Genomic DNA, 16,578 nt, shown 5'->3' with positions numbered 1-16,578 from the left:
TGGCCCTGGTGGGCGAGGACGTCGGCACGCCGGTGGTCGCGATCGGCGGGGTCGGCTTCTTCGGCCCCGTGGTCACACCGGCACCCACCGGCGAGGAGGCGGGCCGGCTGTGGGACGGGCTGGTGCTCATGACGAGCGTGCCGGGGTTCTACGAGCTCAAGCGCACCCGGACGGACGGGCCGATCTTCGGCTGACTACCGTGGGTCGATGACCAGCGCTGCAGCCCCGTCCCGCCGGCAACCGGACGCGCGCCATGACGTCGCTGCCCGGTACGACGTCGTCGTGGTGGGCGGTGGGCACAACGGGCTCACCGCGGCCGCCTACCTCGCGCGGGCCGGCCGCTCCGTGCTCGTCCTGGAGCGGGCCGACCACCTCGGCGGGGCCACGCAGTCGGTGCAGGCCTTCCCCGGGGTGCCGGCCCGGCTCTCGCGCTACTCCTACCTCGTCTCGCTGCTGCCGCGGGCCGTGCGCGACGAGCTGGGGCTCGACCTGACGCTGCGGCGCCGCAGGATCTCCTCCTACACCCCGGACCCGGCCGACCCGACACGCGGGCTGCTCGTCGACACGGGCGACCTGGGCGCGACGGCGCGGTCGTTCGCCGCGGTGGGCGCGGCCGGGGACGTCGCCGGGTGGGGTGACCTCGCCGAGCGCACCGGCCGCCTGGCCCGGGCCGTCTTCGCGACCACCACCGGTCCGGTGCCGAGCGCCGCCGCCGTACGGGCCGCCGTCGGGGAGCAGTGGTGGACGGACCTGCACACCCCCATCGGGGCGATGGTCGAGCGCTCCGTGGCGAGCGACCTCGTGCGCGGGGTGGTCCTCACCGACGCGCTCATCGGCACCTTCGCGCGGGCGCACGACGCCTCTTTGCGGCAGAACCGCTGCTACCTCTACCACGTCATCGGCGGGGGGACCGGCGACTGGGACGTCCCGGTGGGCGGCATGGGCGCGCTGCTGTCCGCGCTCGAGGGTGCCGCGCTGGGCGCCGGCGCACGCGTGCTGACCCGGGCCCGCGTGACCCGGGTCGACCCGGACGCCCCGGCGGTGCACTGGACGGACGACGACGGCGTCGAGCACGCGGTCGGCGCGGGTCACGTGCTCGCGGGGTGCAGCCCGGCCGAGCTCGACCGGCTGCTGGGCAGGCCAGCGGCCGGGCCGGCACCCGAGGGCGCCCAGCTCAAGGTCAACATGCTCCTCACGCGGCTGCCGCGGCTGCGCGACACCGCGGTCGATCCCGCGGCGGCGTTCGCCGGGACGTTCCACGTCAACGAGGGCTATGCGCAGCTCGAGCGCGCGTACGCGCAGGCCGAGGCCGGGCGGATCCCCACCACGCCGCCCCTGGAGATCTACTGCCACTCGCTCACCGACGCGTCGATCCTCGGCGGGGACCTGGCGGCGACGGGCCACCACACCCTCACCCTGTTCGCCCTGCACCTGCCGGCACGGCTGTTCCGCGCGGACCCCGCCGACGCGAGGGAGCGCGCGCTCGCGGCCACGCTCGCCTCGCTGGACGGCGTGCTCGCCGAGCCGATCGAGGACTGCCTCGCGCGCGACGCGCACGGCGACCCGTGCCTCGAGGCGCGGAGCCCGGTGGACCTCGAGGCCGACCTCGGGCTGCCTGGCGGGCACATCTTCCACCGCGACCTGTCGTGGCCGTGGGGCGAGCCGGACGACGGGTCGGCGGCGTCGCGGTGGGGTGTGGCGACGGGGCTGGACCGCGTGCTCCTGTGCGGGGCCGGAGCGCGGCGCGGGGGCGGCGTCAGCGCGATCCCGGGCCGATCGGCCGCGATGGCGCTGCTCGGGGGCTGAGCCGCGCCGGGGGGCGGGACGGCCTCGCGTCACCCGTTCGGGCGTGTCATGCTGCCCTCGCGGTGCACGGACGGAAGGGATGACGATGGCGGATCACTCGACGTCCCCTGCGGTGGGACCGGTCGGCGGGCTGCGGTCGCTGACCCCCGCGATGACCACCTTCGTCGTCGTGGACGCCATCCTCGTGCTGACGTTCCTCGTGCTGCTCGTCATGGCGGTCGTCAACGCCGCGCCGCCCGCGACGCCCGGTGCGAGCCAGGAGACCGTCGCGCCGGAGACCACGCCGGACGCCACGGCGCCCGACGCCCCGGCCGATGCCGAGACCCTCACCGCGTTCCGCCTGCCCAGCGGCAACATCTGGTGCGCGATGACGGAGACGTCGGCGACCTGCACCATCGTGCAGTTCACCTTCACCCCGCCGGAGCTGCCCGAGGGCTGCACCGGCACCGTGGGCAACGTGCTGACGGTCTCCGCGACCGACGGCCCGAGCATGCCGTGCCAGACGGCCGCCGTTGCGGGCGCACCCGATGGCACCACCGTGCTCGAGTACGGCCAGGCGAGCACGGTCGGGGAGATGACCTGCCACTCCTCGGCCAACGGTGCGACGTGCCGGCACAGCCCCACCGGACGCGGCTTCTCGGTCGCGCGCGGAGGCTACACGTTCCTGTGACGGCCCGGCACGTCGCGGTGACGCCCCGGGACGTCCCGGTGACGGCCCCGCGCCGGGCGGCTCACCAGATGCGCACGCGCTCGGCGGGGTCGAGGTGCAGGGCGTCACCCGGCCGGACGTCGAACGCCGTGGAGAACTCGTCGACGTTGCGCACCACGGCGTTGCAGCGGAACTCGTTCGGCGAGTGCGGGTCCGTGGCGATCCGGCGGATCATCTCCTCGTCCCGGCCCTTGGACTGCCACACCTGCGCCCAGCTGAGCAGCACGCGCCGGGTCCCGGTCAGCCCGTCGATCACGGGGGCGTCCTCGAGCGGCGCCCCCAGGGCGATCCGGTAGGCGCGCAGGGCGATGGACAGGCCGCCCAGGTCCCCGATGTTCTCGCCGATGGTCAGGGCCCCGTTGACGTGGTGGGAGCCGTCGAGCTGCGCCGGGCTCAGCGCCGAGTACTGCGCGATGAGGGCGCCCGTGCGCTGCTCGAACTCGGTGCGGTCCTGTGCGGTCCACCAGTCCTCGAGCCGGCCCGCGCCGTCGTACTTCGAGCCCTGGTCGTCGAAGCCGTGGCCGATCTCGTGGCCGATCACGGCGCCGATCCCGCCGTAGTTGACCGCGTCCTCGGCCTGCGCGTCGAAGAACGGTGGTTGCAGGATGGCCGCCGGGAAGACGATCTCGTTCATCCCCGGGTTGTAGTAGGCGTTGACCGTCTGGGGCGTCATGAACCACTCGTCGCGGTCCACCGGCTTGCCGATCTTGGCGAGCTCGCGGGCCGTCTCGAACGCCGTGGCGCGGCGCACGTTGCCGACGAGGTCGGTCGCATCGATGACCAGGCCGTCGTAGGAGCGCCAACGGTCCGGGTAACCGATCTTGGGGGTGAACGCCGCGAGCTTGTCCAGCGCCCTGGCGCGGGTCTCGTCGCCCATCCAGTCCAGGGCGGCGATGGACTCGCGGTACGCGGCCACGAGGTGGGCGACCAGCGTGAGCATCTGCTCCTTGTGCGCTGCGGGGAAGTGCCGCGCGACGTACACCTGCCCGACCGCCTCACCGAGGGCACCCTCGACGAGGGAGACCCCGCGCTTCCAGCGCTCGCGGACCTCCTGGGCCCCGGTCAGCGTGCGGCCGTAGAACGCGAAGTTCGCCTGCACGACGGCGTCGGCCAGGTACGGCGCCCGCGCGGTGACGAGGTGGTACCGGGCCCAGGCCTTCCACTGGGTGAGCGGGGCCTCGCGCCAGAGGGCGGCGAGGGTGCGCAGCGCGTCGGGCTCGCGGACCACGAGCCGGTCCAGCGCACCGGCCGGGGCACCGAGGCCCTGCGCCCACGCCTCCCAGTCGAAGCCCGGGGCGTCCGCCGCGAGGTCGGCGAAGGTCGTGGGGTTGTAGGTGAGGTCGGCATCGCGGTCCTTGACGACGTCCCAGTGCCCGGCGGCGAGGCGCGTCTCCAGGTCCACGACCAGCCCGGCCCGCGCGCTGGCGACCAGCTCGCTCAGCCCGGTCAGCGCGAGCATCCGCGCGATGTGCGGCGTGTACGCGGCCCGGATCGCGGCATGGGCCTCCTCGCGGAAGTACGACTCGTCCGGCAGGCCGATGCCGCCCTGGACGAGGTGCACGACGTAGCGCTCGGGGTCCTTCGCGTCGTTGTCGACGTAGAACTCGAAGGCCGAGGCGCCACCGGTGCGCTGCAGCGTGCCGAGCACGGCCGCCAGCTCTGCGTGGGTCGTGGCGGCGTCGATGCCCTCGAGCTCGGCGCGGAGGGGGTCGACGCCCAGCTCCTCGACGCGTGCGGTGTCGAGGAAGGACGCGTAGAGCGCGCCGATCGCCGCGGACGTGGGGTCGGTCGCGCCATCGGAGCCGGCGGCCGCCGCGCGGCCCAGCTCCTCGATGATCGCCCGGACCTGCTCCTCGGCACGGTCGTGCAGGGCGCGGAACGAGCCGTCCATCGCGCGGTCGGCCGGGATGGTGTGCGAGGCGATCCAGCGGCCGTTGACGTGCCGGTAGAGGTCGTCCTGCGGGCGCACGGCCGGGTCGAGCGCGGCGAGGTCGATCCCGCTGCGTGGGGTGGCTCCGGTCTGGTCCGTCGAGGGCGTCGTCATGACGCACAGGCTAGGCGAGGCACCGCGGGCGGCCCAACCGGGGGCGCGGCGGTGCTGGCAGGATGGCCCCATGCGCATCCACATCGCCGCGGACCACGCCGGGTACGAGCTCAAGGCCCACCTCGTCGAGCACCTGCGGACCGCCGGCCACGACGTCGTCGACCACGGGGCCCACACGTACGACGCGCTGGACGACTACCCGTCGTTCTGCTTCGCCGCGGGCGAGGCCGTCGTCGCCGAGCCGGGGAGCCTCGGGGTCGTCATCGGCGGCTCGGGCAACGGTGAGCAGATCGCGGCCAACAAGGTCGCCGGCGTGCGCGCCGCGCTCGCCTGGTCCGTCGAGACGGCGCGCCTGGGCCGCCAGCACAACGACGCGAACGTCGTCGCCGTGGGCGGGCGCCAGCACGCCGTCGAAGAGTCGACGCGGATCATCGACGCCTTCGTCGCCGAGCCGTTCAGCGGCGACCCGCGCCACCAGCGCCGCATCGACCAGCTCGCCGCCTACGAGTCCGAGCGCTGACCCCCGGCGGGCGGTGACGCGCGGGCGGGTCAGAAGACCCAGCCGCAGACCGGGGCCTGGTGCCAGCCGAAGGCCACGGCCGCAGGGGCGAGCGAGCCCGGGGTCAGCTCCGTGACCTGGCCCGCCGTCGCCAGCGCCGCGAGCGACACGCCACCCAGGTACGCGGCGCCCAGCTCCCGGACGTCGAGGGCGAGGTCCGCGGGGGCGTCGGTCGCGGTGACCGTGGCGCCGCCGGGCCCGCCGACCAGGTGCCACCGGCCGGTGTTGGCCGGGAGCAGCGCGTCGGCGACCTCGAGGACCACGTCCACCGGTGCGGCGTACCGTCGCGCGGCGAGCGCTGCCGGCACGTCGAGCAGCCGCACCCAGATGTTGTCCCCGAGGCGCGGCAGCGCGGCCCGGGGGTCGACGAGCATCCGCAGCAGCGCGTCGTCCACCGGGAGGTTGCCCACCTCGACGGTGGCCATGAGGTCCAGGTCGAGCAGCACGCTCCACAGCCGGTGCGCCACGGCCGGGTCCGCGGCGACGACGTCGCGCACGCGGACCACGCCCCGCGGCCCTGCGGGCGCCCAGTCGCCCTTGCGCCGGAACCGTGCATAGCCCACCGGAACGCCGTCGCGCTCCACCACGGCGATCCGGGCGGACTCGGCGCCCTCGCGGTACAGGTCCGGGTCGTGCAGCGAGGCGGCCTGCAGCTCTGCGCTCTGCCGGGTGGCCCACCCCGGCCGGTCGACGGCGCCGTGCAGCGCCGCGACGACCGGGCCGTGCCGCTCGGCGTCGAGGTGCTCGATCCGCAGCCGCAGGTCGGCGCTGCCCGGGACGTCGCGCAGCGCAGCGCCGCGCGGGATCGTCAGGTGCAGGTCCATGGCGGCCAGGCCGAACCCGAACCGGCCGTAGATCGCGGGCTCGGCGGCGAACAGCGCGGAGACGGCCTCGCCGCGGGCCAGGCTGCGGGTGAAGTGCTCCTCGATCATCGTGCGGAGCAGGCCGCGCCGCCGGTGCGCAGGGTGCACGCCCACCCAAGTGAGGCCCGAGACGGCGGTGCGCCCGCCCGGGACCGGGAAGCGCGTGAAGGGGTATGACGCGTGGACCGCGACCAGCTCGCCGTCCTCGGCCTCGACGCCGCGCGCGCGGTCCCAGGACAACGGCAGCGGCCAGTCCTTGGCCTGCTCGGGGGTCGGCGAGCCGGGGAAGGCCCAGCCGTCGACGAGCAGCAGCTCGTCGCGGCGGGCGGCGGGGACGTCGACGGGGCGGTAGCCCTCGGGCAGCGGGGTCATGGTCGCCATCGTGCCCGCCGAGCGGCGCGACGGCGAGCGGATATGGCCGGGTAGCGTCTGCCGGATGAGTCGCACCGCGGGTCCCGGGGCGACGCCGACGCGCGAGGACTACCTCGAGGCCGTGCTCGACCTCGTCGAGCGGATCCCCGCGGGCCGGGCGATGACGTACGGCACCGTCGCCGAGGTGCTGCGCGACGAGCTCGGGGTCGGCGGCCCGCGCCAGGTGGGTCAGGTGATGGCCCGGGCGGGCTCGGACGTCCCCTGGTGGCGCGTCGTCAACGCCGCGGGCCGCCCGCCGGCCGCGCTGCGCACCGAGGCGCTGGACCGGCTGCGCGCGGACGGCTGCCCGTTGTCGGACGACGGCGGCGCGCACGACGTCGACGCGCGCGTCGTGCTGCGCCGCGCCCTGTGGTGGCCCGACGAGGTCTGAGCCCCCGTCGGGCCGTGCGGTCAGCCGAGCGCGCGGCGCGAGCTGATCACCCCGGTGTCGAAGCCCGCCAGGTGCAGGCCGCCGTGGAACCGCGCGTGCTCGATCTTGACGCAGCGGTCCATGACGACGTCGAGCCCCGCGGCCTCGGCCCTGCGCGCGACGTCCTCGTGCCATGACCCGAGCTGGAGCCAGAGGGACCGCGCACCGACGGCGAGCGTCTCGTCGAGCACCGAGGGCAGGTCGGCGTGCCGGCGGAAGACGTCGACCATGTCCGGCACCACGGGCAGCGCCGCGAGCGACGGGTAGACCGGGTGGCCGAGGATCTCGGTGGCCCGCGGGTTGACGAAGTAGACGTCGTACGGGGACGACGACAGCAGGTAGGTCGCCACGAAGTAGCTGGCCCTCGAGGCGTTGGCCGAGGCGCCGACGATCGCGATCGACCGCGTGCGACGCAGCAGCGCGAGCCGCTCGGGCGCCGTCGGGCCCACCCAGGTGCGGAGCGCGGCCCCGCCGCCCGAGCCGCCGTCGAGCGGCGGCGGGGTGGGCGCCGGCAGGGCGCAGGCGGCGGTCTCGACCGCGCTCATGCGGTCACCTCCTCGGTGGCGGTGGCGGTGGCGGTGGCGGTGGCGGTGGCGGTGGCGGTGGCTGGCCCGACGGCGGCCGTGAGGGCCTGGTCGAGGTCCCACAGGATGTCCTCGACGTCCTCGAGCCCCACGCTGATCCGCACGAGGTCCGGGGCCACCCCCGCGGCGGCGAGCTGCGCCTCGGAGAGCTGCTGGTGCGTCGTGGACGCGGGGTGGATGACGAGCGTGCGCGCGTCGCCCACGTTCGCCAGGTGGCTGGCGAGCTGGAGCGCCTCGATGAAGCGCTGCCCTGCCTCGCGCCCGCCCACCGCGCCGGTGCCGCGCACGCCGAACGCGAAGACCGCACCCGGTCCGGCGGGCAGGTAGTGCGCGGCGCGCTCGTGGTGCGGGTGGGACGGCAGGCCGGCCCACGTGACGTAGCCGATCCGCGGGTCCGCCTCGAGCCACTGCGCGACGGCGCGCGCCCCGGCCAGGTGGGCGTCCATCCGCTGCGGCAGGGTCTCGACCCCCTGGAGCAGCTGGAACGCGGACTGCGCGGAGAGCGCCGGGCCGATGTCCCGCAGCTGCTCGGTGCGCAGCTTGGTGAGGAACCCGTACTCGCCGAAGTTCTCCCACCACGACACCCCGCCGTAGGTGGGCACGGGCTCGGTCATCTGCGGGAACCGGCCCGAGCCCCAGTCGAACCGGCCGCTCTCCACGACCACCCCGCCGAGCGTGGTGCCGTGCCCGCCGAGGAACTTCGTCACCGAGTGGATGACGATGTCCGCGCCGTGCTCGATCGGCCGCACGAGGTAGGGCGTGGCCAGCGTCGCGTCGATGACCAGGGGCACCCCGGCCGCGTGGGCGACCTCGGCGAGCCCGGCGATGTCGGTGATCTCGCCGGACGGGTTGGCCACGACCTCCGCGTACACGGCCTTGGTCTCGGGCCGGATCGCCGCGGCGTAGTCCGCGGGGTCGGTGCCGGGGACGAAGGTGGTCTCGACGCCGAACCGCCGCAGCGTCACGTCGAGCTGGGTCACGGTCCCGCCGTACAGCGAGGCCGCCGCGACCACATGGTCCCCCGAGCCGACGAGCGCGGCGAAGGTGATGAACTCCGCCGCCATGCCGGAGGCGGTGGCGACCGCGCCGATCCCGCCCTCGAGCGAGGCGATCCGCTCCTCGAGCGCCGCGACGGTGGGGTTGCCGATCCGGGAGTAGATGTTCCCGTACTTCTGCAGCGCGAAGAGGTTGGCGGCGTCGGCGGTGTCGGCGAACACGAACGACGTCGTCTGGTAGATCGGCACCGCGCGCGCCCCGGTGGTCGCGTCGGGCTGACCTCCGGCGTGCAGCGCGCGGGTGCGGAACCCCCAGCGGCGCTCCGGCGCGCGCTCGGGTGCGTGCCCGGTGGCGTCCCCGGTCGCGGGCTCGGTGGGCGGGGGCGTGGCGTCGGTCATGCGGAGCGCTCCTCTCGGGCCGGCCGGCCGGCCGCCAGCACGGCGCCGATCCGGTCCAGGGCTGACGGGTCCTGCAGGGAGGTGACGTCGCCGAGCGGGCGCCCGGCGACGAGGTCGGCGAGCAGCCGGCGCATGATCTTCCCGCTGCGGGTCTTGGGCAGGTCGGGGACCACGATCACGTCGCGCGGCCTGGCGATCGGGCCGATCTGCGTCGCGACGTGCGCGCGCAGGACGGCCGCGAGCTCGTCGGCGTGCTCCGCCCAGGCCGCGGCGTCGTCGGCGTCGGCGAGGCCTCCGGGACGGTGGGCCGGGATGACGAAGGCCGCGACGGCCTGGCCCGTCCTGGCGTCGGGCACCCCGGTGACACCCGCCTCGCCGACCAGCGGGTGGCTGACCAGCGCCGACTCGATCTCGATGGTCGACAGCCGGTGCCCGGAGACGTTGATGACGTCGTCGACGCGGCCGAGCAGCCACAGGTCGCCGTCGGCGTCCAGCCGCGCGCCGTCACCCGCGAGGTAGTAGCCCTGTGCGGCGAACCGCGCCCAGTAGGCGTCGCGGTAGCGCTCGGGGTCGCCCCACACGGTGCGGGCCATGGCGGGCCAGGTGCGGTCCACGACCAGCAGGCCGGCCGTGCCGCGCGGTGCGTCCGCGCCGTGCTCGTCGACCACCCGGATGCTGATCCCCGGCAGGGCGCGCGTGGCCGATCCGGGCTTGAGGGTGCTCACCCCGGGCAGCGGGGCGACCATCGTCGCGCCCGTCTCGGACTGCCACCACGTGTCGACGACGGGCGCCCGCCCGCCGCCGACGTGCTCGTGGAACCACTCCCACGCAGCCGGGTTGATGGACTCCCCGACGGTGCCCAGCAGGCGGATGCTCGACAGGTCGTACCGTGCGGGCGGGCCGTCGGGGAACCACGTCATGAAGGTGCGGATGAGGGTGGGCGCCGTGTAGTAGGTCGTGACGCCGTACCGCTCGATGATCTCGAAGTGCCGCGCGGCGTGCGGCACGGCGGGCGTGCCCTCGTAGATCACCTGGGTCAGGCCGTTGGACAGCGGGCCGTAGATCTCGTAGGTGTGCGCCGTGACCCAGGCGAGGTCGGCGGTGCACCAGTGGACGTCGTCGTCGCGCGCGTCGAACTGCGCCCAGTGGGTCCAGGAGGCCTGCGTGAGGTAGCCGCCGGCGGTGTGCACCAGGCCCTTGGGCCGGCCCGTGGTGCCCGACGTGTAGATGACGAACAGCGGCGTCTCGGCGTCGAACGCCTCGGCCTCGTGCACTTCGTCGGCCGCGGCGAGCGCCTCGTGCCACCACACGTCGCGGCCCGCGGTCCACGGGACGGCCGGCGTGGCCTCGCCCGTGCGGCGCACCACCAGGACGTGCCGCACGTGGTCTAGGCCGGCGACGGCCTCGTCCGCCGTGGCCTTGGTGGGTGTGGCCACCCCGCGACGGAACTGCCCGTCGGAGGTGACGACCACGCTCGCGCGCAGGTCCTCGACCCGGAAGCGCAGCGCCTCGGCGGAGAACCCGCCGAAGACGAGCGAGTGGATCGCCCCGATCCGCGCGATCGCCAGGGTGACGACGACGGTCTCGGCGAGCACCGGCAGGTAGACGACCACACGGTCGCCCTGGCCGACCCCGAGCGCGAGCAGCGCGTTGGCGGCCCGGGCGACCTCGCGCTGGAGCTCGGCGTACGTCCACGATCGGCGGTCGCCGGGCTCGCCCTCGGCGTGCAGCGCGACCTTGTCGCCGCGGCCCGCTGCGACGTGCCGGTCGACGCAGTTGACGGCGACGTTGAGCCGTCCGCCGGCGAACCACTCGGCGCGCGGCACGGTCAGCTCGCCCGGGCGCGCGGGGTCGGGGACGGCGGGGGCCCACGTGTGGGCCGTGTGCCACGGCTCGGCCCACTCGAGGCGCTCGGCCGCGCGCTCCCAGAACGCGACGTGGTCGGCGTCCGCCGCGGCGAGCAGCCGGGCGTGCTCGTCCGGCCCGATGGCCGCGCTCGCGGCGAGGTGCTCGGGGGCGGGGTGGGTACGCGGCGCTGCGGGGTGGTCGGTGGGGTGGTCGGTGGTCACCATCGGCGCAGCAGCCTCTTCTCGACGACGCCGATGAGGGAGTCGGTGGTCTTGCCCAGCAGCGCGAGCAGGATGATCGCCAGCAGGATCCGGTCGACGCGACCGTTGTTGGCCGAGTCGGTGAGCAGGTAGCCCAGGCCCATCGAGGAGGCGATGAGCTCCGCTGCGACGAGGAAGAGCCACGACTGCGCCAGCGCCAGCCGCAACCCGGAGACCACCGACGGCGTCGCGGCGGGCAGCTGCACCCGCACGAGCAGGGCCGGCCCGTGCAGCCCGTAGGCGCGGCCGGCCTCCACCAGGTGCGGGTCGACGTGGCGCAGCGCCTGGGCGACGGTCGTGTAGACGGGGAAGAACGCGCCGATCGCGATGAGCAGCACCTTGGAGTCCTCGTTGATGCCGATCCAGAGGATGAGCAGGGGTACCCAGGCCAGCGACGGGACGGCCCGCACCGCGCCGAGCGTCCCGGACGCCAGGGCGTCGGCCAGCCGGGACAGGCCGACGGCGGCTCCGGCGAGCAGGCCGGCAAGGGCGCCGGCCGCGAAGCCCAGGAGCACGCGCTGCGTGGAGATCTGCACGTGGGTCCACAGCTCGCCGCGCCCGGCGAGCTCGATGGCTGCGAGCCATACGGCGGTGGGGGACGGCAGCTCGTACGGGGCGAAGAACCCCGTCACGCTCGTCGACAGGTGCCACACGCCGAGCAGCGTCAGCGGCACGACGGCGGCCAGGCCGAGGCGCAGCGCGGGCAGCCGACGGCGCCGCGTGGCCACGGTGTGCGGTCGGACGTCGACCGCCGGGCGACGCCCGACGACCGGCCCGACCCCGGTGCTCTCGATGGTCGTCATCACGTGCTCCTTGGTGCGTGGGGGCTGCTGAGGCCGGGCCCCACGTCGGTCCTGGAACCGATCGGCGCCCCGGAGGGACGGATCGGTTCCAGGACCGGACGGGGCCGGCAGGTCGTGCCGGGTGGAGGGTCAGTCGACGATCGTCGACGCGTCGGCCGCGAGGGCGAACGTGTCGTTGAGCAGCACGGCCAGGGCGTCGTCGATGAGGTCCTGCGAGGACACGTCCCCGGACTCGACGAAGATCGGGCCGACGATCTCGAGCACCGCCCGCTGGGCGTCGCCGGGAATCGGGTCGACCTCGAGGTTGGTGCGCTCGGTGATGACCGTCTGGGCGACGGCCGGGTCGATCGCGGCGACCTCGGCGAGAATCGCCGCGGTCTCCTCGGGGTTCTCGATGGCCCAGGCGCGCGCCTTCTCGTACGCGTCGACGACCACCTGCGCCAGGTCGGGCGACGCCTCGAGGAAGGCCTCGGTGGCGTTGAGGAACCCGTAGGTGTTGAAGTCGATGTTGCGGTAGAGCAGGGTCGACCCGGCGGTCGCCTCGCTCGCGGCCATCAGCGGGTCCAGCCCGGCCCAGGCGGCGACGGAGCCGGCCTCGAGGGCCGCCTTGCCGTCGGCGTGCTGGAGGTTCTGCACCTCGACCGCGTCCAGCGCCACGCCGTGCTCCTCGAGCGCCTGGAGCAGGAAGAAGTACGGGTCGGTGCCCTTGGTCGCGGCCACCGAGCGGCCGGCGAGCTGCTCGACCGACGTGATGTCGGAACCGGCCGGGACGACGATCGCGGCCCACTCCGGCTGGGTGAAGATCGAGATGGTCTGGATCGGCGAGCCGTTGGCCCGGGCGAGCAGGGCGGCCGAGCCGGCGGTGGAGCCGACGTCGATCGCCCCGGCCCGCAGCGCCTCGTTGGCCTTGTTGGAGCCGGCGGACTGGACCCACGTCACGGCGACGTCGTCGCCGAGCGTGGCCTCGAGCCAGCCCTGCTCCTTGATGATGAGGCTGAGCGGGTTGTAGGTGGCGAAGTCGAGGGTGAGCGTGTCGCTGCTCCAGGCCTCGGCCTCGACGGCATCGGTGTCCGTGGTCGGTTCTGCCTCGATGCTCGAGCCCTCCCCGGCCGCGCAGCCGCCGAGCATCAGGGCGACGGCAGCGCTGGCCGCGGTGATGGAGGCAAGGGTGCGGATCTTCATGGGGTTCTCTCCTGGGACGGTGGCCCGCCGTGCGGCGGGCCAGAGGGGGTGGAGCGGGTGCTCCGGGCGGGTGGTCGGTGGGGTCCGGCCGGTCGGGGCTGGTGGGGCCGCCGGGCCGAGCGGTCAGATCGAGTGGTGCTGGTCCGGGTCGTGGGCCACGTGGTGGCTGGGTACGCCGAGGCCGTCGAGCAGCTCGGCGCGCAGCAGCGCGAGCTCGGCGTCCCCGCGGTCGCGGGGCCGCGCGCCGGGCACCGTGACGACGCGCCGCACGCCGGCCGGGCCGGCGCCGGGTGCGCCGTCGGGCCGGCCGAGCAGCACCACGCGGTCGGCGAGGTAGAGCGCCTCGTCGACGTCGTGCGTCACGAGCAGCACGGTGGTGGGCTCGGCGGCGTGCACGTCGAGCAGGAGGTCCTGCATGCGCAGCCGGGTCAGGGCGTCGAGCGCCCCGAACGGCTCGTCGAGCACGAGCACCCCAGGGTTGCGGGCGAGCGCGCGGGCCAGGGCGGCGCGCTGGGCCATGCCGCCGGAGACCTGCCGGGGCCGCAGCGCGGTGGCCTCGCCCAGCCCGACGAGCGCGAGCAGCTCGGCCACGCGCCGCGCGCCCTCCCGCCGGGCCTCGCCGCGGGACGCGGAGCGGCCCCCGGCGGTCTGACCGCGTCCGCCGCGCGGCAGGCCGAGCGCCACGTTCTGCGCGAGGGTTCGCCACGGGAGCAGGCGCGGCTCCTGGAAGCCGACGGCGCAGCGGGAGTCGACGCCGTCGACGGGCGTGCCGTCGATGAGGATGGTGCCGGTGGTCGGGGTGTCGAGCCCGACCACCTGGCGCAGCAGCGTCGACTTGCCGCACCCCGAGGCGCCGATGAGCGCGACGACCTCGCCTGCCGCGACCTCGAGGTCGACGTCGGCGAGCACCTCGGCCGCGCGGCCGTGGCGGTCCCGCGGGGCGAACGTGCGGCCCACACCGCGGATCGCGACGGGGTGCCCCGTGCGGGTGGTGGTGCGGGTGGCGGTGGTGGTGACGGCCATGGCTGGTCCTTCGGGAGGCGCGGCGGGTCAGGGCGCACGGGGCGTCCGGGTGCTGCGCATCCCGGTCGGAGGGACCGGGGGAGGCTGGGCGGCGGGACGGCGCGTGCGGGGCTGGGGAGCGCCGGCGCCCTAGGGCCGAGGTGGGGCCGCGACGAGCGACCCGGGGGAGGTCAGTGCGTCAGGCGCCGGCGCGTGGCATGCAGCCACAGCAGGAGGGCATCATCGGCAGCGCCGTGGTCGCGGTGCGGTTCATGGCTCTACCTCCCTCCGGTCGGTCCTGCACTGTCCCTGCGCATCTCGCGGTGCGAGACGCCGTGTGTCGATCCGTGGGACCAACGTCCCTGACGATAAGCGGGCCGTGCGCCGGCGCGCAAGGTACGCACCGGTAGCCCTCCACATGCCGAGACGCGCCGGTGTCGGCCGGCGACGACGACGGGCGACGGCTCAGGTGCCGTCGCCCGTCGTCGTCGCCGGTCAGATGTAGATCGCCGGGTCGGCGAACAGGTCCTCCGGCGCTGCCGTCTGTGGCCGTTGGCGCACCACGGCCGGCACGCCGACGGCGACCGTGCGCGCCGGCACGTCCTTGACCACCACGGCGTTGGCGCCGATCTGCGCGCCGTCGCCGATCCACACCGGCCCGAGGATCTTCGCGCCGGCGCCCACGAGCACGCCGTCGCCGAGCGTGGGGTGGCGCTTGCCGTGCGTCATCGACGTGCCGCCGAGGGTCGCGCCGTGGAAGAGCACGACGTCGTCGCCCACCACGGCGGTCTCACCGATGACGATGCCCATGCCGTGGTCCATGAACAGCCGCCTGCCCAGCTGGGCGCCGGGGTGGATCTCGATGCCGGTGGCCGCACGGGTCGCCTGCGACCGCAGTCGCGCGAGCAGCCGCAGGGCCGGCACGCGCCACATCCGGTGGAACACCCGGTACGACCAGATCGCGTGCACCCCGGGGTAGGCCAGGGCGACCTCGCTGGTCGTGCGGGCCGCCGGGTCACGCCGCCGCGCCGCGTCGAGGTCCTCGCGCAGCAGGACGAGGAAGCGCCACATCCGGGCCACGTCAGTCCATCAGGTCGGCGTAGAGGACCGTGGACAGGTAGCGCTCGCCGAAGGACGGCACGATGACCACGATGAGCTTGCCGGCGTTCTCCGGCCGCCGCGCGACCTGCAGCGCCGCCTCGATCGCCGCACCCGAGGACAGACCGACGAGCAGCCCCTCCTCGCGCGCGGTCTGCCGGGCGACGCGCACGGACGTCTCGGCGTCGACGTCGATGACCTCGTCGTAGACCGTCGTGTCGAGGATCTCGGGCACGAAGTTCGCGCCGATGCCCTGGATCTTGTGCGGCCCGGGCGCCCCGCCGTTGAGGATCGGCGACTCGGCCGGCTCGACGGCGACGATCTGCACGCTCGGCTTGAGCTCCTTGAGCCGCTGGCCCACGCCCGTGATGGTGCCGCCCGTGCCGATGCCCGCGACCACGATGTCGACGGCACCGTCCGTGTCCGCCCAGATCTCCTCGGCTGTGGTGGCGCGGTGGATCGCCGGGTTGGCCTCGTTGGCGAACTGGCGGGCCAGGACGGCGCCCGGGCGCTCGGCCGCGATCTGCTCGGCACGCGTGACCGCGCCCTTCATGCCTTCGCTGCCGGGGGTGAGCACCAGCTCCGCGCCGAACGCCCGCAGCAGCGCGCGGCGCTCCTTGGACATCGTCTCGGGCATCGTCAGGACGACGTCGTAGCCGCGGGCCGCGCCGACCATCGCGAGCGCGATCCCGGTGTTGCCGCTGGTGGCCTCGACGATGGTGCCGCCGACGGGCAGCTGGCCGGACGCCTCGGCCGCGTCGACGATGGCGACGCCGATCCGGTCCTTGACCGAGTTGGCGGGGTTGTAGAACTCGAGCTTGGCGACGACGGTGGCGACGGCGCGCTGGGTCACCCGGTTGAGCCGGACGAGCGGGGTGTGGCCGACGAGCTGGGTGACGTCGGTGGCGATGCGTGACATGGGTTCCTCTGTCTGGGCGGGGCCGGCGTGCGGCACGGGCGGCGCTGTGGGGTGAACGGACGGCCGGCGGCGGGCATTCCGCGCCGGGGCGCGGATCGTGACCGGGTCCTGCTGGGGTGTCCGAGCGCTGGCGGCGGCGGTGGACGCCTACGGGCTCTGCCGGACGGCGACGTCGGGCAGGGGAGCCAGCGCTCTACAGACAGCGACAGGTACGAGCGAGGGGGAGACGCGACGCCGCAGTGCGCACCGTCTGCTCCTTCCCGCTGGGGACCACGGCTCGGCGTGGTCGTCGGTCCCGACGTTAGCGGTCGTGGGTGGGTGGCGTCGAGCCGAGGTCCCTGGCCGCGACGTCCGCGGTGCGTGGGGTGACGGGCGGGCGAACTCGGGGCGAACAGTCGGGAATGGACTCGACACGTCGGGCGTTAGCCCTCACGATGGAGCCGGCAGGACGGCGCGGGAGACCCGCTGCCGCCGGCCCGACGCTTCGCCGGAACGTGGTTGACATCCCCACGCCGGCGGTACGTCCTCGTCGTACCGCGGGCCCGCAGTCACAGGCACCGGGTGGGACGGGGTGGCACGTCCTCGACGGCGGTCAACAGGCCGATCGCGGTTCAAGCTCTCCGGGAAGTGCAAACGGGAGAGCGGGCGAGGACGCACGGATGTCTC

At 74.9% G+C, this 16,578-nt stretch carries 15 protein-coding genes; 5 read left to right on the top strand and 10 right to left on the bottom strand.

What is annotated here, in order from left to right; all coding sequences use genetic code 11:
* From PKY62_RS08415 to PKY62_RS08405, 3 genes are all read left to right on the top strand, one after another.
* Positions 1-194 (top strand): mycothiol-dependent nitroreductase Rv2466c family protein (locus PKY62_RS08415; RefSeq protein WP_502875820.1); only part of this gene is annotated, 194 nt, incomplete at its 5' end.
* 13 nt (positions 195-207) lie between these two features.
* On the top strand, positions 208-1,806 hold the full coding sequence (locus PKY62_RS08410) for a phytoene desaturase family protein (protein WP_324536261.1): 1,599 nt from the start codon (positions 208-210) through the stop codon (positions 1,804-1,806).
* A 79-nt stretch (positions 1,807-1,885) separates the two neighbouring features.
* Positions 1,886-2,476: a hypothetical protein gene (locus tag PKY62_RS08405; protein WP_324536260.1), complete on the top strand. Its 591-nt coding sequence runs from the start codon at positions 1,886-1,888 to the stop codon at positions 2,474-2,476.
* A gap of 61 nt (positions 2,477-2,537) precedes the next feature.
* On the opposite strand, the gene PKY62_RS08400 is transcribed toward PKY62_RS08405, so the two are convergent.
* Positions 2,538-4,559, bottom strand: a complete 2,022-nt coding sequence (locus tag PKY62_RS08400; protein ID WP_324536259.1) for a M13 family metallopeptidase — start codon at positions 4,557-4,559, stop codon at positions 2,538-2,540.
* Positions 4,560-4,629: 70 nt separating this feature from the next.
* Here PKY62_RS08400 and PKY62_RS08395 point away from each other — a divergent pair, with 70 nt between their 5' ends.
* Positions 4,630-5,079, top strand: coding sequence for a ribose-5-phosphate isomerase (locus tag PKY62_RS08395; RefSeq protein WP_324536258.1), 450 nt, complete (start codon positions 4,630-4,632; stop codon positions 5,077-5,079).
* Between the two features lie 29 nt (positions 5,080-5,108).
* Here the strand turns inward: PKY62_RS08395 and PKY62_RS08390 are convergent, their stop codons facing one another.
* Entirely contained in the window at positions 5,109-6,353 is a 1,245-nt protein-coding gene (locus tag PKY62_RS08390) for a GNAT family N-acetyltransferase (RefSeq protein ID WP_324536257.1), read from the bottom strand.
* A 64-nt stretch (positions 6,354-6,417) separates the two neighbouring features.
* On the opposite strand from PKY62_RS08390, the gene PKY62_RS08385 reads away from it, so the two are divergent.
* Positions 6,418-6,783 carry an MGMT family protein gene (locus PKY62_RS08385; protein WP_324536256.1) on the top strand — a complete coding sequence of 122 codons (366 nt, stop codon included), beginning with the start codon at positions 6,418-6,420 and terminating at the stop codon, positions 6,781-6,783.
* Between the two features lie 20 nt (positions 6,784-6,803).
* Here the strand turns inward: PKY62_RS08385 and PKY62_RS08380 are convergent, their stop codons facing one another.
* The 8 genes from PKY62_RS08380 to cysK form a co-directional block, all read right to left on the bottom strand.
* Entirely contained in the window at positions 6,804-7,367 is a 564-nt protein-coding gene (locus tag PKY62_RS08380; protein ID WP_324536255.1) for a CoA-binding protein, read from the bottom strand.
* On the bottom strand, positions 7,364-8,800 hold the full coding sequence (locus tag PKY62_RS08375; protein ID WP_324536254.1) for an O-acetylhomoserine aminocarboxypropyltransferase/cysteine synthase family protein: 1,437 nt from the start codon (positions 8,798-8,800) through the stop codon (positions 7,364-7,366). The genes PKY62_RS08380 and PKY62_RS08375 overlap by 4 nt, the downstream gene beginning before the upstream one ends.
* Positions 8,797-10,872: an acetate--CoA ligase gene (gene acs, locus PKY62_RS08370; RefSeq protein ID WP_324536253.1), complete on the bottom strand. Its 2,076-nt coding sequence runs from the start codon at positions 10,870-10,872 to the stop codon at positions 8,797-8,799. The genes PKY62_RS08375 and acs overlap by 4 nt, the downstream gene beginning before the upstream one ends.
* Complete coding sequence (locus tag PKY62_RS08365) at positions 10,866-11,711, bottom strand: ABC transporter permease (RefSeq protein WP_324536252.1); 846 nt, start codon at positions 11,709-11,711, stop codon at positions 10,866-10,868. Before PKY62_RS08365 ends, acs begins: the two co-directional genes overlap by 7 nt.
* A gap of 129 nt (positions 11,712-11,840) precedes the next feature.
* Positions 11,841-12,893: an aliphatic sulfonate ABC transporter substrate-binding protein gene (locus PKY62_RS08360; protein ID WP_324536251.1), complete on the bottom strand. Its 1,053-nt coding sequence runs from the start codon at positions 12,891-12,893 to the stop codon at positions 11,841-11,843.
* A 123-nt stretch (positions 12,894-13,016) separates the two neighbouring features.
* Positions 13,017-13,916, bottom strand: a complete 900-nt coding sequence (locus PKY62_RS08355; protein ID WP_324536250.1) for an ABC transporter ATP-binding protein — start codon at positions 13,914-13,916, stop codon at positions 13,017-13,019.
* A gap of 474 nt (positions 13,917-14,390) precedes the next feature.
* Positions 14,391-14,966 (bottom strand): serine O-acetyltransferase EpsC, encoded by a 576-nt coding sequence (gene epsC, locus PKY62_RS08350; protein WP_324536262.1) that lies wholly within the window; start codon positions 14,964-14,966, stop codon positions 14,391-14,393.
* A gap of 10 nt (positions 14,967-14,976) precedes the next feature.
* Positions 14,977-15,912 carry a cysteine synthase A gene (gene cysK / locus PKY62_RS08345; RefSeq protein ID WP_324536249.1) on the bottom strand — a complete coding sequence of 312 codons (936 nt, stop codon included), beginning with the start codon at positions 15,910-15,912 and terminating at the stop codon, positions 14,977-14,979.
* Between the last annotated feature and the right edge of the window lie 666 nt (positions 15,913-16,578).

This window comes from Actinotalea sp., from assembly GCF_035443605.1.
In the GTDB taxonomy this organism is placed as follows: Bacteria; Actinomycetota; Actinomycetes; order Actinomycetales; family Cellulomonadaceae; genus Actinotalea.
Note: the sequence above shows the minus strand (reverse complement) of the source record. Positions and strands in the feature narration are given on the sequence as shown.